Source organism: Lentzea sp. NPDC005914 (assembly GCF_040629405.1).
GTDB lineage: Bacteria > Actinomycetota > Actinomycetes > Mycobacteriales > Pseudonocardiaceae > Lentzea.
This window is the reverse complement of record NZ_JBEXVQ010000015.1, coordinates 22,378-47,874: the sequence shown is the minus strand read 5'-3', so window position 1 is coordinate 47,874 and position 25,497 is coordinate 22,378. Positions and strand designations below refer to the sequence as shown.

The window sequence follows — 25,497 nt, the reverse complement described above, 5'->3', positions numbered from 1 at the left end:
CTGTGCTCCGCCCGGCTGTGTTCCGGCCAACACCGACCGGACCAGCGCCACTCCGACCGGCGCCGCTCCAGCCATCCCCGCCGCTATCAGCCCAGACCCCACCAGAACCGACCTCGCCGGCTCTGCCCCAGCCAGTGCCGCTCCGTCCAGCCTCACCCCAGCCAGCCCCACTCCGGCCGTTCCCGCCGCGACTGGCCCAAACCCGACCAGCCCCACTCAGGCCAGCCCTGCCGAGCCTCCGCGTGCCCACCCCGCTCATACGACCTTCACCCGTGGATCCAGGACCCCGTGCAGCAGGTCGGCCAGCAGGTTCATCACCACGACCGCGCCCGCCGTCGTCAGCAACAACCCCTGCAGCAGGAAGTAGTCCGGCCCGGTCAGCGCGTCGTAGAACAACAACCCCAGCCCGGGCCAGGAGAACACCGTCTCGGTCGTGATCGCCCCGGCCACCACCAGCCCGAACCGCATGAACACCAGCGTGATCGCCGGCAGCACCGCGTTCGGCACCGCGTGGCGGCGGCGCACCAGGTCGTCGCGCAGGCCCTTCGCGCGCGCCGTCGTGAGGTACGGGGCGTGCATCTCCTCCAGCAGCGACGACCGCATCACGAGCATGTACTCCGCGCACACCACCGCGACCAGCGTGATCGACGGCAGCACCAGGTGATGGGCGATGTCGAGGGCCTGCGAGACGAAGTCCGGCGCGGTGTCGGTGTCGCGCATGCCCCGCGACGGGAACAGGTCACCCGTGGCCATCATCAGCAGCATGCCGAGCCAGAACGTCGGCACGGCCCACAACGTCAGCGACACACCCGTCGTCACCTTGTCGAACGCCGAGTCACGCCGCCACGCCGCCCGCACCCCGAGCCACAGCCCGAGCCCCACGGCGATCAGCGTCGCCGTGCCGACCAGCAGCAGCGTCGGCCCGAGGCGTTCCAGGATCACGTCCGCCACGGGCCGCCGGAACGTGAACGACGTCCCGAGATCACCGCGCAGCAGCGAGGTGAGGTAGCTCCAGAACTGTTCGTACAGCGGGCGGTCCAGGCCGAACTGCACCCGCAGTTCGGCCTGCATCGCCGCTGTCGTCGGCCGCCCGCGCGTCATTGACACGACGGGGTCGCCGGGCACCACCCGGAACAGGAAGAAGCCCAGCACCGCCACCATCACCAGGCTGAGCGCGGCACCACCGAGTCGACCGGCCAGTCGCACCTACTCGCGCTCCCCGGCCGTCGCCCGGCGCCGGCGTGTCACCACGACGCCCACGACCACGAGCGCGACCAGCACCATGCCGCCGATCGCGATCGCGGGCCACTTGCTGCTCGACGCACCCGCCGTGCGGGCCGCGGGCTCGGCGCCGTAGTAGCCCCACATGCCGTTCTGCGCCATGATCACGCCACCCTGCGCGGGCTGCGTCGTGAACCGCGCGAAGTGGTCGGACCGGTAGGCCTCCAGCGCGTTCTCGTACGACAGCACCACCGCGGGCACCTGGTCGTAGAAGCGGGCCTGCATCTGCTTGACGATCTCCACCCGCTTGCCCTCGTCGAACTCCGAGAGCTGCCGCGCGTAGAGCTGGTCGTAGGTCGCGTCGCAGAAGTAGGCGTCGGTGGTGCCGCCCTTGCCGTCCGCGCCCGGCCGCTGCGCGCACGTGTGCAACCCCAGGATGAAGTCCGGGTCCACGTTCGTCGCCCAGCCGGAGAACGCCAGGTCGTAGGTCGCCGCCGTGGTCGCCTCGTTGAGCTGGTTGTCCGACACCAGCTGCACGTCCAGGGGGATGCCGATGTCGCTCATCGACCGCTTCAGGTACTCGCTGGCCTGCTCGTCGTAGGCGCGCCCGGCACGGCCGACCAGCCGCAGCGCGAACCGCGAGCCGTCGGGCTTGCGCGGGAAACCGGCCGCGTCGAGGGCGGCGTTCGCGGCGGCGGGGTCGAACTTGCGCAGCTCGTTCTCGCCCGGCTGCCAGTGCCACTTGTCGAACACCGGCGGCACCAGCCCGGACCCCTTCTCCGCGTAGCCCAGGTTCACCCGCTGCACCAGCGCGTCGAGGTCGACGGCCTGCGCGATCGCCCGCCGCACCCGCACGTCCTTGAGCGCCGGGTTGCCGTCCCCGATCGGCTCCCCGGACCGCGTCTGCGCGCCGGGGTTGATCAGCAGCTCGGTGAACCGGCGGCCCTGCGCCTTGTTGCGCGCGACGCCGGCCTTGTCCTTGAGCGAGTCGAACTGGGCCGGCGCCATCCGGTTGACCAGGTCCACCTCGCCCTTGGCCAGCGCCTGCACCGCGGCGTCGGAGTTCTGGAAGTACACGAAGTGCAGCTCGTCGTACTTCGCCGCGCCACGCCAGTAGTTCTTGTTGGCCTTGAGCTTGATGAACTGGCCGGCCACGTGCTCGGTCAGCACGAAAGGGCCCGAGCCCACGACCGGCATCTGGTCGTTGGCATAGTCCTTGATGCTGCCGGCCTTCGCCCACACGTGCTCGGGCACGATCGGGATGTCCAGCGCCAGCATGGTGACCTGCGGCGCCTTGGTCTTGATCACCACCGTCTTGTCGTCGGTCGCGGTGACCGACTCGAAGTTGGTGACGAAGCTGCCGTTCGCGGTCCGCGCGACCTCGTCGGTCAGCATCAGGTTGTAGGTGAACGCGACGTCGCGCGCCGTGATCGGCTGCCCGTCGGACCACTTCTTGCCCTCCGGGACGGTGAACGTCCACGTGAGCTTGTCCGCCGAGGGCTCCCATCTGTTCGCGATGCCCTCGGTGACCCGCTGGTCGTCTGCCGCGTAGGCGGTCAGGTAGTCGTACATCAACCGGCCGACCTCGGTGCTCGACTGGAACACCGCGAGGAACGGGTTCATCGAGTCGATCTGCTGCACGATGGCGACCTTGAGGATCACCGGCCCCTGAGCGACCGCCGGTGGTGCCGCCAGCCCCAGTGTCGTTGCTATTGCAAGCAACGCGCACGCCTTCACACGCACGAAATACCCCTCTTCCCCAGCAGCCCACCGCTACGTTACCCAGTTGTGCGGATCATGATCTCGGCGGACATGGAAGGCGCCACCGGAGTCACCTGGACCGGCGACGTCGTCCCCGGCACCGAGCAGTGGCAACGGAAGCGGCGCCTTTTCACCGGAGACGTCAACGCGTGCGCGGAAGGCCTGGTCGCGGGCGGCGCCACCGCCGTGCTCGTCAACGAGGCCCACTCCTCGCAGCGCAACCTGCTGCTCGAGGACCTGCACACCTCGGCACGCCTGCTCACCGGCCGGCACAAACCGCTGTCGATGATGCAGGGCATCGACAGCGGCGTGGACGGTGTCGTCTTCCTCGGCTACCACACCGCGGCGGGCTCTCCCGGCGTGCTCGCCCACACCTACCTGGAGAACTCGATCACCGGCGTGTGGCTCGACGGCGTGCACGCCTCCGAAGGCCGGCTCAACGCCGCCCTGGCCGCCGAGTACGGGGTTCCGGTACTGCTGGTGACCGGTGACGACCTGACCTGCGAGGACGCTTCCTCCTATGCGCCAGGGGCTCTAGGCGTCGCCGTGAAGGAGTGCGTGTCGCGGTATGCGGCCGTGTGCCTGCCACCCGCCGTGGCTTTTTCACAGATCACAGAAGCCGCCACCGCCGCGATGGCCTCGGCCGGGCGTGGCGAGGGTGTGGTGGCGCCGCACCGGATCGAGGTCGAGTTCGACGCCACGCACCTGGCCGACGCCGCCGCGGTCGTGCCCACCGTCGAGCTGATCGGCGCGCGCCGGGTCGGGTTCGACGCCGCGACGATGACCGAGGCGATGAAGGCGTTCAAGGTCGTCACGCACGTCGCGGCGGGTGCGATCGAGGGCATCTACGGCTGACCGCGCCCGGTGCAGTGCTACGACCACTGTCCGGCAGTGCGCTGATCTGAACCAGACGGATCATCCTCGAGCCCCCACCCCTCCGGTCTGCCCGTGTCCACCGGTTGTATCAGGCCTGGAAGCACTGGTCGGTTCGGGTGCGGATACGGTGGCGGCATGACGCTGGACGTGGCGCAGCTGTGCGCGCAGCTCATCCGCTTCGACACGACCAACCGCGGTGGCGGTTCGAGTGAGGGCGAACGCGAGGCCGCCGAGTACGTCGCCGCGATCCTGCAGGACAACGGCGTGCCACCCACGCTGCTCGAACCCGCGCCGCGCCGCACCAACGTCCTCGCGCGCATCCACGGCACCGACCCGTCGCTGCCCGCCGTGCTCGTCCAGGCGCACCTCGACGTCGTGCCCGCCGACGCCGCCGAGTGGAGCTTCGACCCGTTCGCCGGCGAGATCCGCGACGGCTTCGTACACGGCCGCGGCGCCGTGGACATGAAGGACATGGCCGCGATGACGCTGGCCGTGGTCAACCGCTGGCACACCGAGGGCCGCCGGCCGCGCCGCGACGTGGTGCTGGCGTTCGTCGCGGACGAGGAGGACCAGGGCGTCTACGGCGCACACTGGCTCGTCGAGCACCACGCCGCCCACTTCGCCGGGGTCGAGGCCGCGATCAGCGAGTCCGGCGGGTTCTCCTTCGACGTCGACGGCACCCGGCTGTACCCGATCGGCACGGCCGAGCGCGGCACCTCGCACATGAAGCTCACCGCCGTCGGCCGCGCGGGCCACGGCTCACGGCGCAACGCCCAGAACGCGGTGACGGCGCTGGTCACGTCGTTGGCGCGCATCGCGGCACACGAACACCCCGTCCGGTTGACGCCCACGGTCGAGGCGTTCCTCGTGGGCGCGGGCAAAGCGCTCGGTGTCGAGGTCGACCTGGAGGACGTCGACGGCACGATCAGCCGTCTCGGACCCGCCGCGAAGCTCGTGGAGAACACCGTGCGGTGCTCCACGACGCCGACGATGCTGCAGGCCGGGTACAAGGTGAACGTCATCCCCGGCACCGCGACCGCCCAGCTCGACGTGCGCACGCTGCCCGGCACCGTCGCCGAGCTCGAAGCGACCATCGACTCGCTGCTGTGCGAGGGCGTGACACGGGAGTTCCTGGAACATCAGCCGCCGGTCGAGGCACCCGTGGACACCACGTGGTTCGCGTCGATGGCTGAGGCATTGCGCGACGAGGACCCCGCCGGCGTGGTCGTGCCGTACTGCCTCGGCGGCGGCACCGACGCCAAGGCGTTCAGCCAGCTCGGGATCCACTGCTACGGCTTCTCGCCGCTGTCGCTGCCCGCCGGCTTCGACTACCGGTCGATGGCCCACGGCGTCGACGAACGCGTCCCCGTCGAAGGCCTCGAGTTCGGCGTCCGCGTTCTAGACCGCTTCCTGTCGAGCTGAGCGCCGCTGCACCAGTTCCTGCACCGGCGTCGGCAGGGTGTTCTCGAAGTCGATCAGCTTCGCCCACGTCGGCGTGATGACGATCCGCACCATGCCGTCGGTGTAGAGCGAGCGGACCTCGCGCTCCCACTCCACCCGCTGCTGCGCCGTCATCTCGTAGCTGCCGTTCATCTGCAGGTACTCGTCCGGGATCCCGTCGGTGTGGTCCAGCTCGGCGGTGCCGCGGATCAGCAGGATCTTCGGCGGGTGCACCTCGGTGTCGATCGTCAGCGCCACCGCCGGGTTCGCCCGCAGCGAGTGCAGCTTCGGGGCGTTCGGCGTGGTGCACAGGACGATCTGCTCGCCGTTCCAGGCGAACGCGATCGGGATCGAGCGCGGCGTGCCGTCCTTGGCCACGTACGCGAGCCGGGTCAGGTCCCGGGCCAGCAGCTCCTGGCTCAGCGGCCGGGAGAGAACCTCGTTGATCTCGCTCTGCGTCATCGTCATGCCCAGGGGACGGAGCCGGCACGACGTTCTCGACATGCCGCGCCCAAGATTTTTCAGCGGGGCGGCAACGGCAGCGGCATCGCGGGCAGACCGTCGATGCTCGCGATGTTGTAGGGCTTCTTGTCGGTGTACTCGCGGAACTCGTCGTCGGACTTGCGGCCGAAGTAGTCCGCGTGCAGGTCGCGTTCGCTGCGGTAGTCCATGAACGGCACCGCGAACCCGCACGTGTCGGAGATCAGCTCGGCCGTCACCACGATGATCGCCCGCAGCGCCGGGCCGTCCGCGTCACCGAAACCCGCCGCCAGCTCGGCGAAGCGCGGGTCGTCGCGGAACACCGGCTCGCCACGGCCGTGGACGCGCACGATGTTCGGCGGGCCCTCGAACGCGCACCACATCAACGTGATGCGGCCGTTCTCCCGAAGATGCGCGATCGTCTCGGCGTGGCTGCCGCCGAAGTCCAGGTAGGCCACCGTGCGGTCGTCGAGGATCCGCAGCGTGCCCTCACGGCCCTTGGGCGAGAGGTTGACGTGCCCGTCACCGGCCAGCGGCGCACTGGCCACGAAGAACACCTTCTGGTTCTCGATGAACTCCCACAGCCGCGGCTCGATGCGCTCGTATTCCTTACCCATGTTCAGCAGTATTGATCGCTTTGCGGAACCTGTCAGCGGTCTTTCCCAGGTGGTGAACGAGCTCCGGCGGGCCGTCGACCTCGAAGTCGCAGCCCAGCATGCCCAGGTAGACCGCGAGCATCTCCGGCGTGTCCGACCCGGCCGTCATCCGGCAGGTCGTGTCGTCGACGGCCTCCACCAGCGCCGCCGGGACCTTCGCGGCGATCTCGTGCGCCGGCGCGTGGACCACGACCGTCGCCCGGAACCGCCACGCGGCCGTGGCCAGGCCCTGCGCCAGATAGGCCTCCAGGTCGGGTAGGTCGCGCGGGGTGAACCTCGGGCCGTTCGGGACGCGCGGCTGCACGCGGTCGGCCCGGAAGGTCCGCCAGTCCTGCCTGGTGATGTCCCACGCCACCAGGTACCAGCGGCCCCTGGTGTGCACGAGCCGGTAGGGCTCGACCTCGCGGCGGTCCTGCCGGCCGTCGAACGTGACGTAGTCGAACCGCAGGCGTTCCTGGGCGCGGCAGGCGGTGACGATGCTCGTCGCCACCTCGGGGTCGAGCTCCTTCGCGGTGCCGACCGTGTACTCCTGCACCGTGCTCAGCCGGTGCCGCAGCCGGGTGGGCAGCACCTGCTCGAGCTTCTTGAGCGCCTGCGCCGCGGTCTCGGACTCCTGCGTGCTCAGGCTCAGCGCGATCGCGACCGCCTCCTCGTCGTCGAGCAGCAACGGCGGCAGGCTCGCCCCGGCGCCGAGCTTGTACCCGCCCGCCACCCCCGGCGTCGCGTGCACCGGATAACCGAGGGTGCGCAGCCGGTCCACGTCGTTGCGCACGGTCCTGGTCGTCACGCCGAGCCGCTCGGCCAGCTCCGGGCCCGTCCAGTCGCGCGGGGTCTGCAGCAACGAAAGCATCTTCAGCAACCTCGCCGACGTCTCCAGCACGAGCTCCATCCTCCCCGCGAATGAGGAACGAACCTTTCCGCAATCGCTCCTACTGTTCCACCCATGGACACATTTCGCGTGGAGATCCCCCAGAACGAGCTCTCTGACCTGCGGCAACGGCTTCAGAGCGCGCGGTGGCCCGCACAGGGCACGGGCGACGGCTGGCGGCGGGGAGTGCCAGTCGCGGAACTGCGCTCGCTCGCGCGGTACTGGGCCGACGGCTTCGACTGGCGCGCCGCCGAGGCCCGTCTCAACGCCTTCCCGCAGTTCGTCTCGGAGATCGACGGCCAGCGCATCCACTTCGTCCACATCCGCAGCGAACGCCCCGACGCCCTGCCGCTGCTGCTGATCCACGGCTGGCCCTCGACGTTCGCCGAGTACGCCGCCGTGATCGCCGACCTCGCCCGCGACCACCACGTCGTAGTGCCGTCCATCCCGGGCTTCGGCTTCTCCGTCCCGGTCACCGGCGCGTGGGACGTCTCCCGCACCGCCGCCGCGTTCGTGACACTCATGGACTCGCTGGGCTACAACCGCTACGGCATCCAGGCGGGCGACGTCGGCGCGGGCATCGCCGGCGCGATGAGCCGCCTCACGCCCGCCGTGACCGCCCTGCACATCAACGGCCCCAGCGCCCACCCGTTCGGCGGCCCGCTCGCCGTGGACGGCCTGACCGGCACCGAACTGGCCCGCGCCGAACGGTTCAACGACCTGGTCGCCACCGGCCTGGGCTACCTGCAGCTGATGTCGACCAAACCGTGGACCATCGGCTTCTCCCTCACGGACTCGCCGGTAGGCCTGCTCGCCTGGATCTACGAGAAGTTCCAGGCCTGGTGCTCGATCGTCGACCGCGACGCCCTGCTCACCGCCGTGTCGATCTACTGGTTCACCGGCACCGGCGCCACCGCCGCCGAGTTCATCTACGAGTCCATGAACTCACCCGGCACCTGGGGAGCAGCCCCCGCACCCACCGGCTTCGCGACCTTCGCCGCCGACACCGGCATCCGCTCCCTGCTCGACCCGGCGCATGAGGTCGAGCACTGGACCGAATACGACCGCGGCGGCCACTTCCCGGCCATCGAGGTGCCCGACCTCTACGTCGCCGACGTCCTCAAGTACTTCAGCGCCGCCTCGTAAGTCCTTGGCAGCCCTGGGCTTCTGGTAGTCCGGGGCGTGCTCGTGGCCCCAGGCCCTGGAGTCCTGGCACTGGAGTCCTGGGAGTCCTGGGCTGGGACGGCGTGGCCCACCCCAGGTGGACCGGCATCGTCGTGATGCCGTGCGGGTTGGCTCGGTGTCCTGGCCCTGGGAGTCCGAGCCCCAGGAGTTGTGGGCTTCGAGTCGTGGGCTGCTCGTGGTCCTAGGCCCCGGAATCCGGCAGCCCGGCGTAGTCGGGCAGCTCGGCGTAGTCGGGCAGCTCGGCGTAGTCGGGCAGTTCGACGCCGTTGAGCGCGCGGTCCACCAGCGCCATCAGCGCGTCCATGTCGGGCTCCGGGTCCGGTTCGGCGTCCGGAAGCCGGCTGTGGGCGTGCGCCTTGCCGATCTCCTGGTTGGCCTCGACGAACGAGCGCATCCGCGCCTCGTAGCCCGCGAACCCCGCCTCGGGATCCCAGCCCGCGGAGGCCAACTCCCCGGCCAGCAGGTAGGCGCCGACCAGAGCCAGCCCAGTGCCCTGCCCCGACATCGGCGACGAGCTGAACGCCGCGTCCCCGATCAGCCCCACCCGCCCCTGCGACCAGCGGTCCATCACCACCTGAGCGACCTGGTCGAGGTAGAAGTCCGGGGAGTCGTCCAGGTGCTCGAGGATGCGCGGCGTCAGCCAGCCCAGGCCGTCCATCTGCTCGCGCAGCAGCCGCTTCTGCCCCTCGACATCGCGGTAGTCGACCTCAAAATCGGCCGCGGGAAACGAGAACATCGCCATCGCCCTGGTCGCGTCCTGGATGGGCCGCAACATTGCGGAGCGCCCGGTCTTCGGTTCCTGGTACTCGACCAGCCAGCGGTCCAGCCCGAACTCGTTGGGCACGCTGTAGAAGGCCAGCACGAGCCCGAGGTGCCGGATGAACCGCTCGCGCGGCCCGAACACCATCGCGCGCAACGCCGAGTGCAGCCCGTCGGCCCCGACCACCAGGTCGAAACGCCGCCGCTCGCCGCCCGCGAAGGTCACGTCGACGCCGTCCGCGTCCTGGGTGAGCTCGGCGATCCGGTCGCCGAACAGGTACTCGACACCGTCGCGGGTGTCGTCGTAGAGCACCTGCGACAGGTCTCCGCGCAGGATCTCGATGTCCGCGATGAACCCGTCACCGCCGTGGTCGTCGGCGCGGAAGGTCTCCAGCACGTTTCCGTCGATGTCCACGGTGTGTGCGCCCGCGGTGTCGGTGCAGGCCGCGCGCACCGCCGCGTCCAGCCCCATCCGCGTGATGACTTCCTTGGTCACCCCGCGCGCGTCCACCGCCTGACCGCCCGGACGCAACCCGGGAGCCCGCTCCACCACGGTCACCTCGGCTCCCCGCCGGCGCAACCAGTGGGCCAGCGCCGGTCCCGCGACGCTCGCTCCCGCCACCAACACCCTGATACCGCTCACCGCGGCCCCCAATCCCCAGTCCGGACGACCGTCCGAGAGTGTACGAAGATCCACGAACCCCGAGGGGACGTGGAGCCGATCTTGACCAGTGGCGCAGTCATGCCATCCGCCCCGCGCTCCGCCTTCTTTGCGGGAGGCGGTAGATCATGAAATCAGGACATCTACTAGAGGGCCTCACGCGTGAATCCATGACACCGTTCACCCGTTCGAGTGGCCATCGCCTCGGCCCGAAGCCTCCGTGATCGGCCACACCAAGACCGGCGAGCCCATTACGGACCGCGCCAACGCTGACCGCCCTAAAGGTGACCGCCCTAAGACGGACCGCCACAAAACCGACGGCCTCAAGACCAACTGCGCCAAGACCGCCTGCGCCAACGCTGATCGCCCAAAGCCTGATCGCTCCAAGCCCGACCACTCCATCCGCGCGCCACAACGCCCGCCGTACAACCCGCGCGCCAACAATCCCGCGCGCCACAACGAGCAACTCACGCCCGCCCCGACGCCTCCTTCGCCACCTGCTCCAACCGCTCCCGATACCCCACCCAGTCCTGCTCAGGCATGTTCGTCACCCCGGCCCGCAACCCAGCCGCCCCATCCAGCCCCTCGCGCAGGATGTCCGCATGGCCGGCATGCCGGTTCACCTCCGCGACCATGTGCACCAGCAGCAGGTGCAGCGTCACGTACCGGCGCTCCTCCGGCCACCACGGCACCACGCCCGGCGCGTCCAGCGGCAGTTCGGAGATCACGCCGTCGGAGAACTCCGCGACCCGCGCGTACAGCGACAGGATGTCCTCGCGCGACTCGTCGGCCGTCGCGAACATGTCCGCGTTCGGGTCGGTGCCGTCGTCGATCTGCTGCTCCCACGGGAGCGTCTCGGGGAACGTACGGCCCATGCACGCGCCGAAGTACCCCTGCTCGGTGGTGGCCACGTGCTTGACCAGGCCCAGCAGGTTTGTGCCGGTCGGGGTGAGCGGGCGGCGGACGTCGTAGTCGGACAGGCCCTCGAGCTTCCACAGCAGGACCTCGCGGGCCGTGCGCAGGTAGCGGTGCAGGTCGGTTTTCGGATCTGAGGCCATGACCGTCAGCCTTTCAGAACCTGGGACGACGCGGCCGCGATTTCCTCCAGCCGGGCGTGGTGCTCGGCCCACCACTGTGCCGGCATCTGCGGCATGTTCGAGTTGCCGTCCTGCATGCCGACCGCGCCGTCGATCAGCTCCCGCACCACGTCCGCGTGCCCCGCGTGGCGGTGCAGCTCGATCGACACCTGCACCAGAACCTGCCGCAACGTCACCTCGCGCCGCTGCGGCGACCACCACGTCACCACCCCAGGCGCGTCCAGCGGCAACGCGGCGACCGTCGCGTCGGCGAACGACCGCACCTCGCCGTAGAACTCCAGCACCGACTCGCGCGACTCGTCCTCGGCCGCGTACATGTCCGACGCCGGTAACGCCTCCGCCGTCGACCACAGCGGAGGATTCGGGAACGGGCGGCCGAACACGCGGCCGAAGTAGTTGAGCTCCACCCCGGCCGCGTGCTTCACCAGGCCCAGCAGGTTCGTCCCGGTCGGCGTCAACGGCCGGCGCACGTCGTAGTCCGACAGGCCGGAAAGCTTCCACAGCAACGCCGATCGAGCCGCGTCCAGGTACTGGTGCAACAGCTGCTTCTCATCCACACCCAGCAGCGTCTCAGACACCACCGACAGTTTTGAGCACCAGCAGATCCAGGTGATCGACCACCGGCCCCGGCTCCACCAGAGCCGCTGCGGCCAGCCGCTCCCGCCCCGCCGAGAACTCCTCTGCCGACAGCGACCGCAGCAGCGTGTCCGCCTCCCACCGCACGTTCGATGCCTTCTCCGCCAGCGACGACGCGGTCACCTGGGGCACCGCCTCCAGCCGCTCCACCACGAACCCCATCCCGTCCGCGACCTCGTCCACCGTCGGAAACGACGCCAGCGCCCGCACCGCCTCGGGGAAGAACCGGAACAACCCGATCCCGGAGTGCCGCTCCCGGAACAACGACCGCAACACCACTACACCGCCCGGACGCAGCACCCGCCGCAACTCCGCCCCGGCCGCGGCCAGATCACGAACGTGGTGCACCACCGTGGACATCCACACCACGTCCACCGACGCGTCCGGCAACGGCACCGCCGACGCGTCCCCGGCCAGCATCGCCAGGCCCGACGCGGCCCTCATGTCCGCCGAAGGCTCCACCGCCACCACGGACACGTCCGGGAACCACTCGCCGAACGCCCGCACGAACAACCCGGTCCCGGCCCCCAGGTCCAGCACGGACCGTCCCGGCAGGAAGTACGGCGCCACGGCGTCGCGCCACGACGACAGCCCCGTCAGCGAAATCTCGCGGGCCACCCGGTACGAAGCGGCCTCCACAGCGTCATAGCGCGTCATCTCACCAGGTAACCCCATACGGATGGCGGGATGACAGTGGGCCTTCACACGCACTTCACTTGGCGGAGCCATGTCCCTGCCGTGGTACGAAAGGGTTGCCCTGCATGCGAAAGAACCATCTCAGACCTCTGATCGGGGTCACCGTCGCCGCGAGCGTCGTGTTCGCCATGGGAGGCGTGCCCACCGGGGCGGCCCCCGACAAGCAAGAAACGTCGACGAACTACCAGGTCAACAACGTCCGCACCGCTGAGCAGCGCTCCAAGGTCGCCCGCTCCGGCGCCGCGATCGATTCGGTCGAGGAGCACGGCATCGTCGTGATCACCGCGACCGAGCGCGAGGTCCGCAACCTCAGGGCCCAGGGCTTCGAGGTCTCCGAGCTGCCGAAGCGGATGGAGGCGAACTCCGAGATCGGGCCGTTCGACTTCCCCGCCGCGGACTCGAACTACCACAACTACGCCGAGATGACCGCCGAGATCAACAACGTGGTCGCCGCGTACCCGAACCTGATCTCCAAGCAGGTCATCGGCAAGTCCTACGAGAACCGCGACATCATCGCGCTCAAGATCAGCGACAACGTCGGCGTCGACGAGAACGAGCCGGAGGTGCTGTTCACGCACCACCAGCACGCCCGTGAGCACCTCACCGTCGAGATGGCGCTGTACACGATCAACGAGCTGACCTCGAAGTACGCGACCGAGCCGCGGGTCAAGGACCTCGTCGACACCCGCGAGATCTGGATCATCCCGGACGTCAACCCCGACGGCGGCGAGTACGACATCGCGACCGGCAGCTACCGGTCGTGGCGCAAGAACCGCCAGCCCAACGCCGGTTCGAGCAACGTCGGCACCGACCTCAACCGCAACTGGGACTACAAGTGGGGCTGCTGCGGCGGTTCCTCGGGCAGTACCGGCAGTGAGACCTACCGCGGCCCCAGCGCGGCGTCCGCTCCCGAGGTCAAGGTCGTGTCCGACTTCGTGCGCGGCCGCACCGTCGGCGGCAAGCAGCAGATCACCGCGTCCATCGACTTCCACACCTACAGCCAGCTCATCCTGTGGCCGTGGGGCTGGACCTACGACGACGTCGCGCCGGGCCTGACCCAGGACCAGCGCGACACGTTCGCCACCATCGGCCAGTCCATGGCTCAGAGCAACGGCTACACGCCCGAGCAGTCCAGCGACCTGTACATCACCGACGGGTCGATCCCGGACTGGCTGTGGGGCACGCAGGGCATCTTCGCCTACACCTTCGAGATGTACCCCGGCAGCTCCGGCTCCGGCGGCGGCTTCTACCCGCCCGACGAGGTGATCCCGGCGCAGACCTCCCGCAACAAGGAGGCCGTGCTGCAGCTGCTCGAACGCGCCGACTGCCCGTACGAGGCCATCGGCAAGGAGCAGCAGTACTGCGGCGTCACCACCCCGCCCGGCAAGTACTTCGAGAACGCCACTGACTTCCCGATCGCGGACAACAGCACCGTCAACTCCCCGATCGCGGTGTCCGAGGTGACCGGCAACGCCCCGGCGGCCCTCAAGGTCGCCGTGGACATCAAGCACACCTACCAGGGCGACCTCAAGGTCGACCTGGTCGCCCCGGACGGCACCGTCTACACCCTGCACAACCGCACCGGCGGCGGCACCGACAACATCAACACCACCTACACCGTCAACGCCTCCAGCGAGGTCGCCAACGGCAACTGGCAGCTGCGGGTCAACGACAACGCGGCCCAGGACACCGGCTTCCTCGACAAGTGGAGCCTGCAGTTCTGAGTTGACGCGTCAGGGCGCCGCAACACCGGCGCCCTGACGCTCGTAGTCGCGCACCACCATCGAGTCGTGCAGCCGCAGGCCCTTCGAGTTCAGCTTGGCCAGCGGCCGCACCATCCACGACGGCAGCGACGTCACCAGCTGCGCACCCCGCGTCAACGCCCACACACCCGTCCTCGTCCGCGGGATCAGCGTCTTCGCCACGCCGAGCGCGAACTTGCGGCTCGCGTGCACCAGCTCGCGCATCTCGTTCTCGTAGCGCGCGAACGCCGCCGCGTAGTCGTCGGTGTGCGCCAGCTCGCCCGCCAGCACGTACGCACCCATCACCGCCAGGCTCGTGCTGCCCCCGATCGCCGGGCCGGGGCAGTAACCCGCGTCCCCGACCAGCGCCACGCGTCCCTTCGACCACCGGTCCTCGCGCAGCTGCGTGATCGAGTCGAAGTAGAACACCCGGTCCTCGTCGAGATACTTCAACCACGCGTCGACCTCGGGGTGCAGGTTCGCGAACGCCTCACGCAGCAGCTGCTTCTGCCGGTCGACGTCGCGGTGGTGGTAGTCGAGTTCGGGGCTGCGGAACAGGAACACCGCCCGCGCGTCGTCCACGTGCCGTGCGCCGTAGACCTGCGCGCTGCGTCCCGGCCCGATGTGCCCGGTCATCGCTCCCGGCACACCCAGTTCGCGCGGGACCGACAACACCGCCAGGTACGCGCCGGTGAAGTTCTTGGCGACCTCGCCGAACACCAGCCGGCGCACGTTCGAGTGCAACCCGTCGGCGCCGATCACCAGGTCGAACCGTTGCGGCTGCGCGTTCTCGAACGTCACGTCACCGTCGTCGCCGATGGACGTGATCGAGTCGCCGAACATGTAGGCCACGTCGGGCAGCGTCGCCTCGTAGTAGATCTCGCTCAGATCGTCGCGCATCACCTCGACATGCCGGTCCGACGCCGCCGCGAACAGCTTGGTCACGTCCGCGCTGATAGGTCTGCGCGTCCCCTCCCGCAGGACCGTGATCCGCTCCGTCCCGGTCGCCAGCGCCTCGATGCGCCCGACCACGCCCATGCGCTCCGAGATCTCCATCGCGGGCTTCATCAGGTCGACCGCGTGCCCACCTGTCTTGCGCAGCACCGGCGACCGCTCCACCACCGTCACCTCGTGCCCGTACCGGGCCAGCCAGTACGCCAGAACCGGACCCGCGATGCTCGCCCCTGAAACAAGAATCCGCACGTCAACCCCTTACTTAACGTTCGGTAAGTCCCCTGCCGGCGAGCCTACACCCGTTTTTACCGACTGTTAAGTAAGATTCGACGCGTGGCCCGACCGTCCGACACCAAACAGCGGATCATGCAGACCGCCCGCGAGCTGTTCGCCACCAAAGGCGTGCAGCAGACGAGCCTGCAGGAGATCGCCGACCGCCTCGGCATCACCAAACCCGCGCTCTACTACCACTTCACCTCGCGCGAGGACCTGGTCCGCAGCATCGTCACGCCGCTGCTCGACGACGGCGAGCAGTTCCTCGACCGCATGGAGGCCCGCGCCGACGTCGCGCCCCGCGAGCTCGTGGAGGGCTTCTTCGACTTCCACCACCGCCACCGCAAGGACATGCTGCTCCTGCTCACCGAGATGACCACGCTCGCCGAGCTGGGCCTGATCGACATCGTGCTCGCGTGGCGCGCCCGCCTGACCCGGCTCGTGTTCGGGCCGGGAGCGACGCTGGAGCAGGAAGCCCGCGCGGTGCTGGCGTTCGGCGGCATGCAGGATTGCACCATGCAGTTCCCCGACGCACCCGTCGACGAACTGAAAGCCGCCACCGTGACGGCCGCCTGCGCCGCGCTCGGCCTGACCTGAGCTACTGCTACTGGCCCGCGGCCGGGGCCGGTTTCGTCTCCAGCAGGTTCTCCAGCCGTGACAGCTGCGCCTGGGCGCTCACGTAACGGTCGACCATCGCCCACAGCGGCACCCCCGCCCGGTCGCTGGCCCGCCGGATCACCGGGTAGTCCGCGCCGAGTGACTCGCATCCCATGGCGAACCGCCGCAGACTCGTCTCCGCCTTGCCGATCCTCTCGAGCTGATCGGGCACGGAGATCCGCCACCTGTTCAACGTCACGACGGCCGACGGGAAGTCCAGCCGATCGGCGAAGGCGATGGTGCTCACCCCGCGGTCGATCTTCTCCAACTCCCGCGTCATGTCGGGGACGTACTCGTCGAGGCGGGCGCCCAGCGCAATGATCCAGGACGCCATCTCCTGCTCTGCCGCGGCCACGTCGTTCTCGCGAGCGCGGCGACGGAAGAAGCCGGGTTTGCCGGCCGGCTCGTCCGACTGCAGAACGGTGGCCAGCCCCACCAGCGTGTCCGTGTCGGTGCCGATGGGTTCGACCGCCGTCGTGGCGAGCGACAGGAGTGTCCGCATCGAGGCCTCGGTCAACGCCATGGCCGCTTCGACGTCCGCGGGGGCCACCGGGTGCGCCGCCGAGGACAGCTCCGCCTCGGCCTCGACGGGATGCAGGTCTGGGTTCCAGAAGTCCGTGACCGGGCTGCCGAAGCCGAGCTGCGACAGGTTGCCGGCGATCTCGGCGATGACGGAGACCAGCTCGTCACTGCGGCCGAACCTCGTCGAGTACTCGATCACCCGGTACGCCCTCAGGTCGAACGGCACGTCCTCCAGGTTCTGGGTGATCAGCACGACCCGGCGCCGCAGGCCGTGCGCGAGCCCGAGCTCGTACATCACGTTGCTGTTGAGGCCGGTCAGATCGGCGATGATCAGGGCGGCCTCACCGATCCCGAGCACGACGTCCTGCAGGATGTTCCGCTGGTTGAGCACCGAATCGGCGCGGGTCGCGGCAAAGCCCGCCCGCTCGAGTGCCGGCTTGAGCAGTTCGGTCCAGATGTCGTCGAACTCTCTCGCGAACGGCATGACCACGAATGCCTTCGGACGTGTCACCGTCAGACCCCCTGAGATCAGATACCGGGCCGACAACGGCTACCTCAGTTCGCGAACACCCGGCAAGACAGCGGTGGAGTGACACCGTTCGGCCTCTGCCGATCAACACGAACATGAGCGAGCATCACGCGGTGCCCCTCCGCCACGCCTGGGTGCTGCCGCTGACACCCACCGCCGTCGTGCTGCTCATCGCGGCCGCCCTCATCCCGGTCACCGCCACCGGCGCCGACGAACGCCCGTGGCTGTTCGGCCTCCTGATCACCGCCGTGGCGCTCGCGGCAGCCGTCGCCACGGGAGCCACGCGCCTGTCCGGTGAGCCGGTGACTAGGCCGCGAACAGTCGCCGCGGTCACCGGAATCCTCACCGCCGCAACACCTTTCGCGGTCAGCGGCATGCTCGGCGGACCCACCACAGCGCTGATCGTCATCCCGTGGCTGATCTTCGGGCTGGGCGCCGCCTACTGGCAGCTGCAGCTGTGCGAGGGAGCGCGATCACGCCCTCTGCACGCGGCCATAGGATTCAGTTACACCTTCGTGTTCACCGCCGTGACACTGCTTCTCGCGGTGGTCTCGGCACGAGTCGTCGACTAGCTGAGAACCGGCTCTCAAAAGCGGTCTCACACTCAGGGGACGCAGGGTAGGGTCCGGAAACCGAATCCACGCGGGGAGAGAAATGCGCGCCGTCGAGATCAGACCTGGGGTCCGGATCCGCTGGGTCGAAGTGCCGGGCGCCACGCCCGCACGCGTCTACCTGCACGGCCTCGGCGCGTCATCGGCGCCCTACTACGCCGAAGCCGTCTCGCACCCGCTGCTCGCCGGCCGCCGCAGCCTGATGATGGACATGCTCGGCTTCGGCATCAGCGACCGGCCCACCGGGTTCGCCTACTCGCTCGAAGGGCACGCCGACGCGCTCGCGGTGGCGCTGGCCAAGATCGGGCTGCGGCGCAGCGAGATCATCGGCCACAGCATGGGCGGCGCCGTCGCCATCGTGCTCGCCGCGCGCCATCCCGAGATGGTGCGCTCGCTCGTCCTCGTCGACCCCCACGTCGACCCCGCCACGCCCGCGCTCGGCGCGCCCGGCAGCCGGGGCATCGCCGCCTACGGTGAGGCCGACTTCCTCTCGCACGGCTTCGAGCGCGTGCTGCGCGACGTCGGGCCGCACTGGGCCGCCACCATGCGCATGGCCGGCCGCGAAGCCCTCTACCGCAGCGCCGTCGACCTCGTCCGCGGCACGTCCCCGACGATGCGGAAGCTGTTGCTGGAACTGGAGATCCCGCGCGTCTTCCTGCACCCCGAGGACGCCCCGCCCTCCGGCGCCCGCGAACTCACCGCCGCCGGTGTCCAGGTCATCTCCGTGCCGCACACCGGCCACAACATCATGATCGACAACGTCGAGGGCTTCGCCCGCGCGGTCGCCCAGCAACGCCTGTCGGTCTAGAGGTCACGCAAAGCGCCGGTCAGCAGCTCGCGCGCCCGTTCCAGAGACACCGACCCGCTGTGCCAGCGCTCGCTCAGCCCCTCGACCAGCGCCGTGAGCCGCTCGGCCACCGCCTCGCAGTCCAGCTCCCGATCGACCGCGCGGACCAGTTCGGCGACGTCGGCGTTCCACGCGCGGGTGGCGGCTTCCAGGGGTTCGCGCAGCTCGGCGTGGAAGACCGCGCTGGCCCGCAGCTCACCCCACGCCACGCTCGTCTCCCGCACCTGCGCGACGTCCTGCAGCTCAGCCAGCAGCATCTGCTCCAGCTGCGCGCGCGGATCACCGTCCGCCGGCTCGGTGTAGACACGCGCACGATGGTTGACGTGCCCCAACGCCGCCCGCAGGATCCCCGCGCGGTCCTTGAAGTGGTAGTAGATCAACGCCGTGGACACGCCGGCCTCGGCCGCGAGCTTCTCGACGCGCAGCCCGCGCACACCGTCCTGCGCGATCACGCGAACGGCCGCCTCGAGCATCTGCGTCCTGCGCTCCGACACTGGGGCTACCTCGGTTCTTGTTGCGTCGCACAGTGGATGCCACCACCACCCGACGCGATGCCGTCGATGTTGATCTGCACCACCGTACGTCCGGGAAACAGTCGCGTGAGCATCGCCAGGGCCTTCCCGTCGGCTTCCGGGTCACCGAACTCCGGCCCGATCACCGCGCCGTTGCACACGTAGAAGTTCACGTACCCGGCCGCGAAGTCCTCGTCCTGCACCCGCGTCCGCGACGGCCCTTCCAGCACCTCGACCCGCAGCTTCCAGCCCTGGACGTCCGTGGCCTCACGAAGGATCTCCAGGTGGCGGCGCGTGACGTCGTAGTCGAACGACTCGGGGTCGTTGTCCAGCCCTGCCACCACCACACCGGGACCGGCGAACCGCGCGTAGAAGTCCGTGTGCCCGTCGGTGATGTCACGCCCGGCGATGCGCGGCAGCCAGATCACCTTCCGGATCCCCAGCAGGCGCGCCAGTTCCTCCTCGACGTCGCGCTTGGTCCAGCCCTGGTTGCGGTTGTCGTTGAGCACGCAGCTCTCGGTGATGATCGCCGTGCCCTCGCCGTCGACCTCCAGCGCGCCGCCCTCGAGCACCAGATCGGTCTTCACCGCCTCGACGCCGGCGTGACCTGCCACGCACCGCGCGACCATCGCGTCCCGGCTGTGCCGCTGCTTGCCGCCCCAGCCGTTGAAGTTGAAGTCCACGGCGGCACCGTTCACGAACACCGGACCGGTGTCCCGCAGCCACAGGTCGTCGAGCTCCGCGGTGACCAGGTCGACGTTTCCGCCGGTCAGCTGACGGGCGAGGTCCAGCTCGTCAGCGCTCACGAGCATCGACACCGGCTCGAACCGGGCGATCGTGGTAGCGATCCGGGCCAGGTCGCGTTGCACCTGGGCAACCAGGTCTCGCCCCCAGATCCGTTCGGAGGCGGCGAACGCCATCCACGTCCGCCTGTGGGGTTGCCCTTCCTCCGGCATCACCCAGGACCTCTGATCATCCGCGCAGCCGGCGAGCAGACCACTGACCGCGGCCGCCGCCGGCTGCACGAAAGCGCGCCTCTTCATGAGGCCCACCCCAGATCCTGACTGAAATTTCAGTCAGACCGTTCGCGCTGGTCAGCAGCGACGGCTCGTGTTGGCGCTCCAGCCGTCCTCGCCAAGCGCCACGATGCCGGCCGCCCGCGTGCACTCGTTGATGGTGGACGTGCCCTTGGACCACACCTCGCGCTGGTCGAGCCGGCCGATCACCTTGCCGTGGTCGAGGCCGTCGTCGGTCTTGACCGACACGACGACGTGGAACTGGTCGTACTTCGCGGCGAAGTCCGCCCACACGAACACGTAGCCCCAGTTCTTGCCGCAGCCCGCGAACTGCTTCACCGACGCGGCCGTCGAGCCGTCCGCGAACTTCACGTAGGCGGTCGAGCCGATCTGCTGGGCCGACGCGCAGCCGGGAGGGGTCTCGGCGTGCGCGACGCCGGGTGCGAGCAGACCCGCCACCGCGGCGGCGATGATCAGAAGTGCCTTCTTCATGATCGGCACTCTGACAGCGGCCGCTGACACCGCCCTGACACCGTCAGCGGCGCTTGCCGGTCACCGCGTCCCAGTGCGACGGCCGCGTCAGCGTCGCGGGCAGCTTCGTGCGGGCGTTGCCCCGAGCGGCGTTGACCTGCGGCTGCGTCAGGAACAGGCACGTGCTCAGATCCGCACCCGCCAGCTCCGCACCCCGCAGGTCGGCACCGATCATGTCCGCCCGCGACAGGTCGGCGTTCGTCAGATCCGCGCCGATCAGGTAGGAACCCCGGAAGTCGGCGCTGCTCAGGTTCTTGTTCCGCATCCGCGCGCCGATCAGGTCCGCGCCCCGGTACGACTTCGCGCTCGACCGCAGCCGCTCGCTGGTGCGCAGCAGCAGGACGTTCACCTTCGCCCGGATCTCCGCCACGTCGAGCCGCAGGATGTCGTCCGGCTCCGCGACCGTGTGCCGCTCGACCTCCGCGTAGGCGTCGTCGAGGTCGTCGTGCGGATCGAGGCGCCGTGCCTCGGCGAGGTACCAGAGCAGCTCGTGCAGTTGCCGCACGACAGGGAACACGGCGAACATCTTCTGCCGCTCACCGGTGCGCCAGTCGACGCCGCGGAACACCGTCTGCGACACCCGCTGCCCGGCACCGAAGCAGTCGTAGACCGTGCAGCCGGGATAGCCCTTCTGCCGCAGCTGGTCGTGGATGCCGCACCGGTGGTCGGCCAGCAGGTTGCGGCACGGCGTCCCGGCGTCCTTGGTGGCCGCGAAGTCCGCCGACCTCGCGAACGGCAGCGCGACGCAGCACAACCCGAAACAGTTGGCGCAGTCGCCCTTCAGCTCGTCCATCGCGATCAGCCTACTGGCTCGCTCGGAGCGATCTCACGCCGAGCGCCGGATCACGACCTCGTGATCCGCCCATGCCGAGACAAGGGCCAATTTTCGTCACGGTGACGGCCTCCTAGTTTTCGCAGCGCCCACATCCGCCTCCTTCACGGCACTGTATTCGCGTTAGCACATGATGCCGACATAATGACACTTATCTCGGCAAGGTCGATCTGAACGTTCTTGTTGCCAGAAACAGATACTGGTTACTGAAAACGGAAACTAGTAAGCGTGGTAGGCTGTGCGGGTGACGATCACCGTTGAAACCGCTGGTCAGCCGGTCCGCACCCGCCCCTGCCGCTACTGCGGCACGCCGGTGTCGGCGCGCAAGCCGACCGGCCGCCCGCCGCTGTACTGCTGGGCCGACGACAAGGACTGCCAGTCGCAGGCCAAACTGCAGCGAGCCGCTGCACGCGCCACCGAGCTCACCGGCGGCGAGGCGATGACGTTGCGCCAGACCGCGGCAGACCTCGCCGAGCAGCTGGACGACGCGTGGGAACCGCTCAACGGGCTACTGGAGGCGATGACCACGGCCCACACGACCCTCGAAGCCCTGGAAACGACCCTGATCGCCCGAGCGGAGACCGCCGAGGCCGACACCCGCGCCGCGGTCGAGGATCGGGACCAGGCGCTGGCGAGGGCGCACGCCGCCGAGCTCGCCAGGGACGAGGCACTGCGCCAGGCCGCCGAGTCCCGAGCCGCTGAGACCGCCGCGCTGAAGACCCGCGACGCCGCTGACCAGGCTCGCCTGGAGGCCTACGCCGCCCGTGACCGCATGCAGGCCCAGCGCGACACCTCCGAACAGCAAGCCGCCGACGCGGCCGCCCGGGAAGCCGCCACCGCCCAGGCCGCCGACACCCGCGTCGCGCTGGCTCACGAACAGGCCGCCGCCGCACGGGAAAAGGCCGCCCGTCTCACCGCTGAACTGACCGCAGTCCAGCAGCAACGCGAAGACGAACAGGCGCGCGCCCAAGCCGAGCTGCGTTCCCTCGCAGGCCAGCTCGACCAGGAACGCGCCGCTCACACGGGTGAGCTCGAGCAGCTGCGCCGCGACCAGGCCGGCGAACTGATCTCACAGAAGAAGGCCTACGAAGCGTCTCTGGCGGCCTTGGTCGAGGGCCACGAACAGCGCGCCCAGCGACACGGAGAACTGCTCCAGGCACTACGCGACCAGGCCGAACGCGCGGCAGCGGGCGCACAGCGGATCGCCGGCGTTCTCACCGCCGTTCAGCTCGCGCTGCAGGCCCGCACCGATGACGACCGGGACGACGCCACGCGGATCGCCGAGGCGCTCGCCGTGATCGACTAGGTATAACGTCACGCGCGTGCGTGATCGTGGAGAGCTCACCGTGACAGCGTCGGGTGCGATGGACCTGCCTGCCGAGCTGTTCACCGAACTCGCCGAGCTGGAACGGCTGCTGCGTGACTGGCTGCTCGGCTACACCTCCCGGGCCACCCGTCTGTCCTATGCGGACGCGCTCGGCGTCAGCCGCACGTGGGTGACGTCCCTGACCTCGCAACCAGATCCCCGTCCCGCCTCCGCGTCGACACCGCCCGTGCGGACCGGCAAGTTCCGGCACCTGGCCTGGTTCCGCTGGTGCGACCACGCCCGGATCCACCCGCTCGGCGTGACGTCGACCGAGGTGAAGCAGTGGCAGCAGGACCTGGCCGCCGCCGGCGTGCCCAAGTCGACGCGCGCGCATCGGCTCGCCGTGGTGGGCAAGTTCTACGGGTACCTGTGGGAGCACGGCGCGGTGCCGGGCGATCCGACCAACTTCGACCGGTCGGGCCTGGGGCTGGGCCGCAGTCACGACACCTCGGCCACCGTGGTGCTGACCGCGCGGCAGGTGGAGCTGCTGCTGCACACCGCGGCACGGGTGCGGCGCGGCGTGAACCCGCTGATGGCGTTGCGTGCCGTGGCCCTCACCGCGTTGTTCACCCTGGGGTTGCGCGTCGCCGAGGCCACCGGCCTGGACCGGGGCGACCTGCACCAGAACCGCGGCCGCAAGGCGCTGCGAGTCCTGGGCAAGGGCGGCAAGTTCCGGATCGTGTACCTGTCGAAGCTGGCCGACAACGCGGTGACGGAGTACCTGGCCGAACGGGATCGCTGGTCACGGACCTCGGTGCTGTCGCTGCCGCACCAGGTGGCCCCGCATCGCACCCCGCTGATCATCACCCGCGACGGGGGCAGGATGAACCCGCGCGACGTCTGGGCCCTGCTGCGCCGCATCGCCGTGGCGGCCGGCCCGGAACTGGCCGAGATCGCGGGAGCCCTGGGCCCGCACGTCGTGCGCCACTTCTACGTCACCAGCGCCGCAGAGGGCGGCGCCGACATGACCCACGTCCAAGCCGACGTCGGCCACGCCTCGGTCGACACCACCCAGCGCGTCTACAACCAGGCTGCCCGCGACCCGTCCCGCTCGGCCGTCGACATCGTCGAGGCCACGCTGATTCGAGCGCGCCACGAACGCGTCGACGGCGCCGCCACGGCCTCCGCGCTCGTCGCCGCCGCGCACGCCCTCACCCGAGCGGCGGACACCGGCGACGCCGTGGAACTGCTCCACCACCTGCAGGAAATCGACCGGTTGTGCGCGGGCCCGGTTCCGGAGGAGGTCGTGGCGTGCGTCCGGGAGATCTCCGAGCACCCGCATCCCCGGATCGCCGCGCACGCCCGCACCCTGCTCGAGCGCCTGAACCGCTAGGGGCGGGTCGTGCCGGCGCACGCGCCACTCGGCTGGTGGAGCGCCGAGCCGCGAGACCCGTCAGACCCGTGACACCGGGAAGTTGAAGTAGGTGTCCGGGTAGGGCTCACCGTTCAACGTGAAGTGCCACCACTCCTCAGGCAGGTTGCGGAACCCGGCCCCCGCCATCGCCGCCTTCAGCAGCTGCCTGTTCTCCCGCGCCTTCCCGGTCACCCGCGGGTCGTCGGTGTGCGAGAGCGTGTCGAAGCAGTCGTACCCGGTGCCCATGTCGACGGTGTTGTCGGGAAACCGGTTCGGCGCGATGCAGTCCACCAGCTTCTCGCCCGGAACGTACGGCCGCTGGTACCGCGCCGGCAGCTTCACGATCGTCAGGTCGAGCGTGGAACCGCGGCTGTGCCCGGACTTCTCCGCGATGTAGCCGTCCTCGAACAGCCGCGTCTTGTCGACGCGCGGGTAGAACTCGGCCTTCATCCGCTGGTCGGCCAGGTCGCGCGCCCACCGCACGAAGTGGTCGACCGCGCGCTGCGGGCGGTAGCAGTCGTAGACCTTGAGCGTGTAGCCCTGCTTGAGCATCTCGCGCTGGACCGAGCGCAACGCCAGCGCCGCGGGCCTGGTCAGGATGCACAGCGGCTGGCGGTAGCCGTCGACGCGGGTGCCCACGAAGTTGTGGGAGGTGTAGTAGCGGATGTCGTGCAGGATCGTGGGGTCCACGTCGCGGAGCACGACGAACCCGCTCGTGGCCTGGGCGGGCATCGTGAACGACACGGTCAGCAGCACGGAGAGCAGCAGGGCGCGCATGGCGCTCATCCAAGCAGTGCGGCGTCGGTCGCCGAAGTATTGATACCGGTCAGCGGAACTAGGGCCACGAACGCAGCAGCGAGTCGAGCGCGTCGAGGGCCCGTGTCCATGACGCCTCGACCCCGCGCGGGTGGCTGTGGAACGCACCGGCGCGCTCCAACGACACGAAGCCGTGGAACGTGCTGTGCAGCAGCCGTACGGCGTCGGTCTGGTCCGGCTCCCACAGGTCGTAGCCGCGCAGGATCGCGCGTGTCATCTCGGCGTGCTTGCCGGCCGCGCTGGTCGCCGCCGTGTCCGGGTCGAGCGCCATCTGCGTCGCCGCGTACCGGCCGGGGTGCTCGCGGGCATAGGTCCGGTAGGCGGTGGCGAACGCCACGAGCGCGTCCTTGCCCGAACGGCCGGCGAGGGCGTCGGAGACCCGGTCGGCCAGTTCGGCCAGGGCCAGCACGGCGAGGCGGACGCGCAGGTCGTGGGCGTTGCGGATGTGCGAGTAGAGCGACGCGTCCTTCACGCCGAAGTGCCGGGCCAGCGCGGACACCGTCACGTTCTCGAAGCCGACCTCGTCGGCCAGCTCCGCCGCCGCCTGCGTGAGGCGGTCGGCGGTGAGCCCCGCGCGTGCCATGCGCCACCCTTCCTAG

At 69.6% G+C, this 25,497-nt stretch carries 26 protein-coding genes; 9 read left to right on the top strand and 17 right to left on the bottom strand.

Features of this window, described 5'->3' with window-relative positions; translation table 11 throughout:
* Window positions 1-255: 255 nt before the first annotated feature.
* Together ABZ345_RS21975 and ABZ345_RS21970 are read right to left on the bottom strand one after the other, a co-directional pair.
* Window positions 256-1,206 (bottom strand): ABC transporter permease, encoded by a 951-nt coding sequence (locus ABZ345_RS21975; RefSeq protein ID WP_359851577.1) that lies wholly within the window; start codon window positions 1,204-1,206, stop codon window positions 256-258.
* Window positions 1,207-2,964, bottom strand: coding sequence for an ABC transporter substrate-binding protein (locus ABZ345_RS21970; RefSeq protein WP_359851575.1), 1,758 nt, complete (start codon window positions 2,962-2,964; stop codon window positions 1,207-1,209).
* Window positions 2,965-3,009: 45 nt separating this feature from the next.
* On the opposite strand from ABZ345_RS21970, the gene ABZ345_RS21965 reads away from it, so the two are divergent.
* Both ABZ345_RS21965 and ABZ345_RS21960 read left to right on the top strand, forming a co-directional pair.
* Complete coding sequence (locus ABZ345_RS21965; protein WP_359851572.1) at window positions 3,010-3,837, top strand: M55 family metallopeptidase; 828 nt, start codon at window positions 3,010-3,012, stop codon at window positions 3,835-3,837.
* Between the two features lie 156 nt (window positions 3,838-3,993).
* Window positions 3,994-5,280, top strand: coding sequence for a M20/M25/M40 family metallo-hydrolase (locus tag ABZ345_RS21960; protein ID WP_359851570.1), 1,287 nt, complete (start codon window positions 3,994-3,996; stop codon window positions 5,278-5,280).
* Here the strand turns inward: ABZ345_RS21960 and ABZ345_RS21955 are convergent.
* Genes ABZ345_RS21955 through ABZ345_RS21945 form a run of 3 tightly spaced genes read right to left on the bottom strand, consistent with a single transcriptional unit; the run spans window position 5,257 to window position 7,314 of the window.
* Window positions 5,257-5,760: a pyridoxamine 5'-phosphate oxidase family protein gene (locus ABZ345_RS21955; protein WP_359852029.1), complete on the bottom strand. Its 504-nt coding sequence runs from the start codon at window positions 5,758-5,760 to the stop codon at window positions 5,257-5,259. The two genes, ABZ345_RS21960 and ABZ345_RS21955, sit on opposite strands and share 24 nt — an antisense overlap.
* A 59-nt stretch (window positions 5,761-5,819) precedes the next feature.
* Window positions 5,820-6,395: a pyridoxamine 5'-phosphate oxidase family protein gene (locus ABZ345_RS21950; RefSeq protein WP_359851567.1), complete on the bottom strand. Its 576-nt coding sequence runs from the start codon at window positions 6,393-6,395 to the stop codon at window positions 5,820-5,822.
* On the bottom strand, window positions 6,388-7,314 hold the full coding sequence (locus tag ABZ345_RS21945; RefSeq protein WP_359852026.1) for a YafY family protein: 927 nt from the start codon (window positions 7,312-7,314) through the stop codon (window positions 6,388-6,390). Before ABZ345_RS21945 ends, ABZ345_RS21950 begins: the two co-directional genes overlap by 8 nt.
* A gap of 63 nt (window positions 7,315-7,377) precedes the next feature.
* On the opposite strand from ABZ345_RS21945, the gene ABZ345_RS21940 reads away from it, so the two are divergent.
* Window positions 7,378-8,448: an epoxide hydrolase family protein gene (locus ABZ345_RS21940; protein WP_359851564.1), complete on the top strand. Its 1,071-nt coding sequence runs from the start codon at window positions 7,378-7,380 to the stop codon at window positions 8,446-8,448.
* Between the two features lie 220 nt (window positions 8,449-8,668).
* On the opposite strand, the gene ABZ345_RS21935 is transcribed toward ABZ345_RS21940, so the two are convergent.
* The 4 genes from ABZ345_RS21935 to ABZ345_RS21920 all read right to left on the bottom strand — a co-directional run bounded on the left by ABZ345_RS21935 (window position 8,669) and on the right by ABZ345_RS21920 (window position 12,297).
* Entirely contained in the window at window positions 8,669-9,943 is a 1,275-nt protein-coding gene (locus ABZ345_RS21935) for an FAD-dependent monooxygenase (protein WP_359851561.1), read from the bottom strand.
* Between the two features lie 431 nt (window positions 9,944-10,374).
* Complete coding sequence (locus ABZ345_RS21930) at window positions 10,375-10,965, bottom strand: DinB family protein (protein WP_359851558.1); 591 nt, start codon at window positions 10,963-10,965, stop codon at window positions 10,375-10,377.
* 5 nt (window positions 10,966-10,970) lie between these two features.
* Entirely contained in the window at window positions 10,971-11,582 is a 612-nt protein-coding gene (locus ABZ345_RS21925) for a DinB family protein (RefSeq protein WP_359851555.1), read from the bottom strand.
* On the bottom strand, window positions 11,575-12,297 hold the full coding sequence (locus tag ABZ345_RS21920; protein WP_359851553.1) for a class I SAM-dependent methyltransferase: 723 nt from the start codon (window positions 12,295-12,297) through the stop codon (window positions 11,575-11,577). The genes ABZ345_RS21925 and ABZ345_RS21920 overlap by 8 nt, the downstream gene beginning before the upstream one ends.
* Before the next feature lie 104 nt (window positions 12,298-12,401).
* Here ABZ345_RS21920 and ABZ345_RS21915 point away from each other — a divergent pair, with 104 nt between their 5' ends.
* Window positions 12,402-14,060: a M14 family metallopeptidase gene (locus ABZ345_RS21915; RefSeq protein WP_359851550.1), complete on the top strand. Its 1,659-nt coding sequence runs from the start codon at window positions 12,402-12,404 to the stop codon at window positions 14,058-14,060.
* A 9-nt stretch (window positions 14,061-14,069) separates the two neighbouring features.
* Here the strand turns inward: ABZ345_RS21915 and ABZ345_RS21910 are convergent, their stop codons facing one another.
* On the bottom strand, window positions 14,070-15,281 hold the full coding sequence (locus ABZ345_RS21910; RefSeq protein WP_359851547.1) for an FAD-dependent monooxygenase: 1,212 nt from the start codon (window positions 15,279-15,281) through the stop codon (window positions 14,070-14,072).
* Window positions 15,282-15,365: 84 nt separating this feature from the next.
* Between ABZ345_RS21910 and ABZ345_RS21905 the strand changes: the two genes are divergently transcribed.
* Window positions 15,366-15,902, top strand: coding sequence for a TetR/AcrR family transcriptional regulator (locus ABZ345_RS21905; RefSeq protein WP_359851544.1), 537 nt, complete (start codon window positions 15,366-15,368; stop codon window positions 15,900-15,902).
* 7 nt (window positions 15,903-15,909) lie between these two features.
* On the opposite strand, the gene ABZ345_RS21900 is transcribed toward ABZ345_RS21905, so the two are convergent.
* Window positions 15,910-16,995: a hypothetical protein gene (locus tag ABZ345_RS21900; protein ID WP_359851542.1), complete on the bottom strand. Its 1,086-nt coding sequence runs from the start codon at window positions 16,993-16,995 to the stop codon at window positions 15,910-15,912.
* Between the two features lie 113 nt (window positions 16,996-17,108).
* Here ABZ345_RS21900 and ABZ345_RS21895 point away from each other — a divergent pair, with 113 nt between their 5' ends.
* Window positions 17,109-17,585 (top strand): hypothetical protein, encoded by a 477-nt coding sequence (locus tag ABZ345_RS21895; RefSeq protein WP_359851540.1) that lies wholly within the window; start codon window positions 17,109-17,111, stop codon window positions 17,583-17,585.
* Window positions 17,586-17,667: 82 nt separating this feature from the next.
* Window positions 17,668-18,432, top strand: a complete 765-nt coding sequence (locus ABZ345_RS21890; protein WP_359851537.1) for an alpha/beta hydrolase — start codon at window positions 17,668-17,670, stop codon at window positions 18,430-18,432.
* Here ABZ345_RS21890 and ABZ345_RS21885 read toward each other — a convergent pair.
* The 4 genes from ABZ345_RS21885 to ABZ345_RS21870 are packed head-to-tail and all read right to left on the bottom strand — an operon-like array spanning window position 18,429 to window position 21,323.
* Window positions 18,429-18,965, bottom strand: coding sequence for a TetR/AcrR family transcriptional regulator (locus ABZ345_RS21885; RefSeq protein ID WP_359851534.1), 537 nt, complete (start codon window positions 18,963-18,965; stop codon window positions 18,429-18,431). The genes ABZ345_RS21890 and ABZ345_RS21885 overlap by 4 nt on opposite strands.
* 5 nt (window positions 18,966-18,970) lie before the next feature.
* Entirely contained in the window at window positions 18,971-20,026 is a 1,056-nt protein-coding gene (locus ABZ345_RS21880; RefSeq protein WP_359851531.1) for an agmatine deiminase family protein, read from the bottom strand.
* Window positions 20,027-20,077: 51 nt separating this feature from the next.
* Window positions 20,078-20,491 (bottom strand): hypothetical protein, encoded by a 414-nt coding sequence (locus ABZ345_RS21875; RefSeq protein WP_359851528.1) that lies wholly within the window; start codon window positions 20,489-20,491, stop codon window positions 20,078-20,080.
* Between the two features lie 43 nt (window positions 20,492-20,534).
* Window positions 20,535-21,323, bottom strand: coding sequence for a pentapeptide repeat-containing protein (locus tag ABZ345_RS21870; RefSeq protein ID WP_359851525.1), 789 nt, complete (start codon window positions 21,321-21,323; stop codon window positions 20,535-20,537).
* Window positions 21,324-21,606: 283 nt separating this feature from the next.
* Here ABZ345_RS21870 and ABZ345_RS21865 point away from each other — a divergent pair, with 283 nt between their 5' ends.
* Window positions 21,607-22,668, top strand: a complete 1,062-nt coding sequence (locus ABZ345_RS21865) for a hypothetical protein (protein ID WP_359851522.1) — start codon at window positions 21,607-21,609, stop codon at window positions 22,666-22,668.
* Between the two features lie 16 nt (window positions 22,669-22,684).
* Complete coding sequence (locus tag ABZ345_RS21860; protein ID WP_359851519.1) at window positions 22,685-24,061, top strand: tyrosine-type recombinase/integrase; 1,377 nt, start codon at window positions 22,685-22,687, stop codon at window positions 24,059-24,061.
* A 60-nt stretch (window positions 24,062-24,121) separates the two neighbouring features.
* Here the strand turns inward: ABZ345_RS21860 and ABZ345_RS21855 are convergent, their stop codons facing one another.
* Window positions 24,122-24,868 (bottom strand): M15 family metallopeptidase, encoded by a 747-nt coding sequence (locus ABZ345_RS21855; protein ID WP_359851516.1) that lies wholly within the window; start codon window positions 24,866-24,868, stop codon window positions 24,122-24,124.
* Window positions 24,869-24,917: 49 nt separating this feature from the next.
* On the bottom strand, window positions 24,918-25,481 hold the full coding sequence (locus tag ABZ345_RS21850) for a WHG domain-containing protein (protein WP_359851513.1): 564 nt from the start codon (window positions 25,479-25,481) through the stop codon (window positions 24,918-24,920).
* Window positions 25,482-25,497 lie beyond the last annotated feature (16 nt).

What these genes read in the sequence shown, in the direction of transcription:
- ABZ345_RS21870 (WP_359851525.1), bottom strand. Translation starts at nt 21,323, where the DNA reads ATGGACGAGCTGAAGGGCGACTGCGCCAACTGTTTCGGGTTGTGCTGC.
- ABZ345_RS21880 (WP_359851531.1), bottom strand. Translation starts at nt 20,026, where the DNA reads ATGAAGAGGCGCGCTTTCGTGCAGCCGGCGGCGGCCGCGGTCAGTGGT.
- ABZ345_RS21850 (WP_359851513.1), bottom strand. Translation starts at nt 25,481, where the DNA reads ATGGCACGCGCGGGGCTCACCGCCGACCGCCTCACGCAGGCGGCGGCG.
- ABZ345_RS21855 (WP_359851516.1), bottom strand. Translation starts at nt 24,868, where the DNA reads ATGAGCGCCATGCGCGCCCTGCTGCTCTCCGTGCTGCTGACCGTGTCG.
- ABZ345_RS21950 (WP_359851567.1), bottom strand. Translation starts at nt 6,395, where the DNA reads ATGGGTAAGGAATACGAGCGCATCGAGCCGCGGCTGTGGGAGTTCATC.
- ABZ345_RS21920 (WP_359851553.1), bottom strand. Translation starts at nt 12,297, where the DNA reads ATGACGCGCTATGACGCTGTGGAGGCCGCTTCGTACCGGGTGGCCCGC.
- ABZ345_RS21940 (WP_359851564.1), top strand. Translation starts at nt 7,378, where the DNA reads ATGGACACATTTCGCGTGGAGATCCCCCAGAACGAGCTCTCTGACCTG.
- ABZ345_RS21960 (WP_359851570.1), top strand. Translation starts at nt 3,994, where the DNA reads ATGACGCTGGACGTGGCGCAGCTGTGCGCGCAGCTCATCCGCTTCGAC.
- ABZ345_RS21915 (WP_359851550.1), top strand. Translation starts at nt 12,402, where the DNA reads ATGCGAAAGAACCATCTCAGACCTCTGATCGGGGTCACCGTCGCCGCG.
- ABZ345_RS21875 (WP_359851528.1), bottom strand. Translation starts at nt 20,491, where the DNA reads ATGAAGAAGGCACTTCTGATCATCGCCGCCGCGGTGGCGGGTCTGCTC.
- ABZ345_RS21890 (WP_359851537.1), top strand. Translation starts at nt 17,668, where the DNA reads ATGCGCGCCGTCGAGATCAGACCTGGGGTCCGGATCCGCTGGGTCGAA.
- ABZ345_RS21895 (WP_359851540.1), top strand. Translation starts at nt 17,109, where the DNA reads ATGAGCGAGCATCACGCGGTGCCCCTCCGCCACGCCTGGGTGCTGCCG.
- ABZ345_RS21930 (WP_359851558.1), bottom strand. Translation starts at nt 10,965, where the DNA reads ATGGCCTCAGATCCGAAAACCGACCTGCACCGCTACCTGCGCACGGCC.
- ABZ345_RS21955 (WP_359852029.1), bottom strand. Translation starts at nt 5,760, where the DNA reads ATGACGCAGAGCGAGATCAACGAGGTTCTCTCCCGGCCGCTGAGCCAG.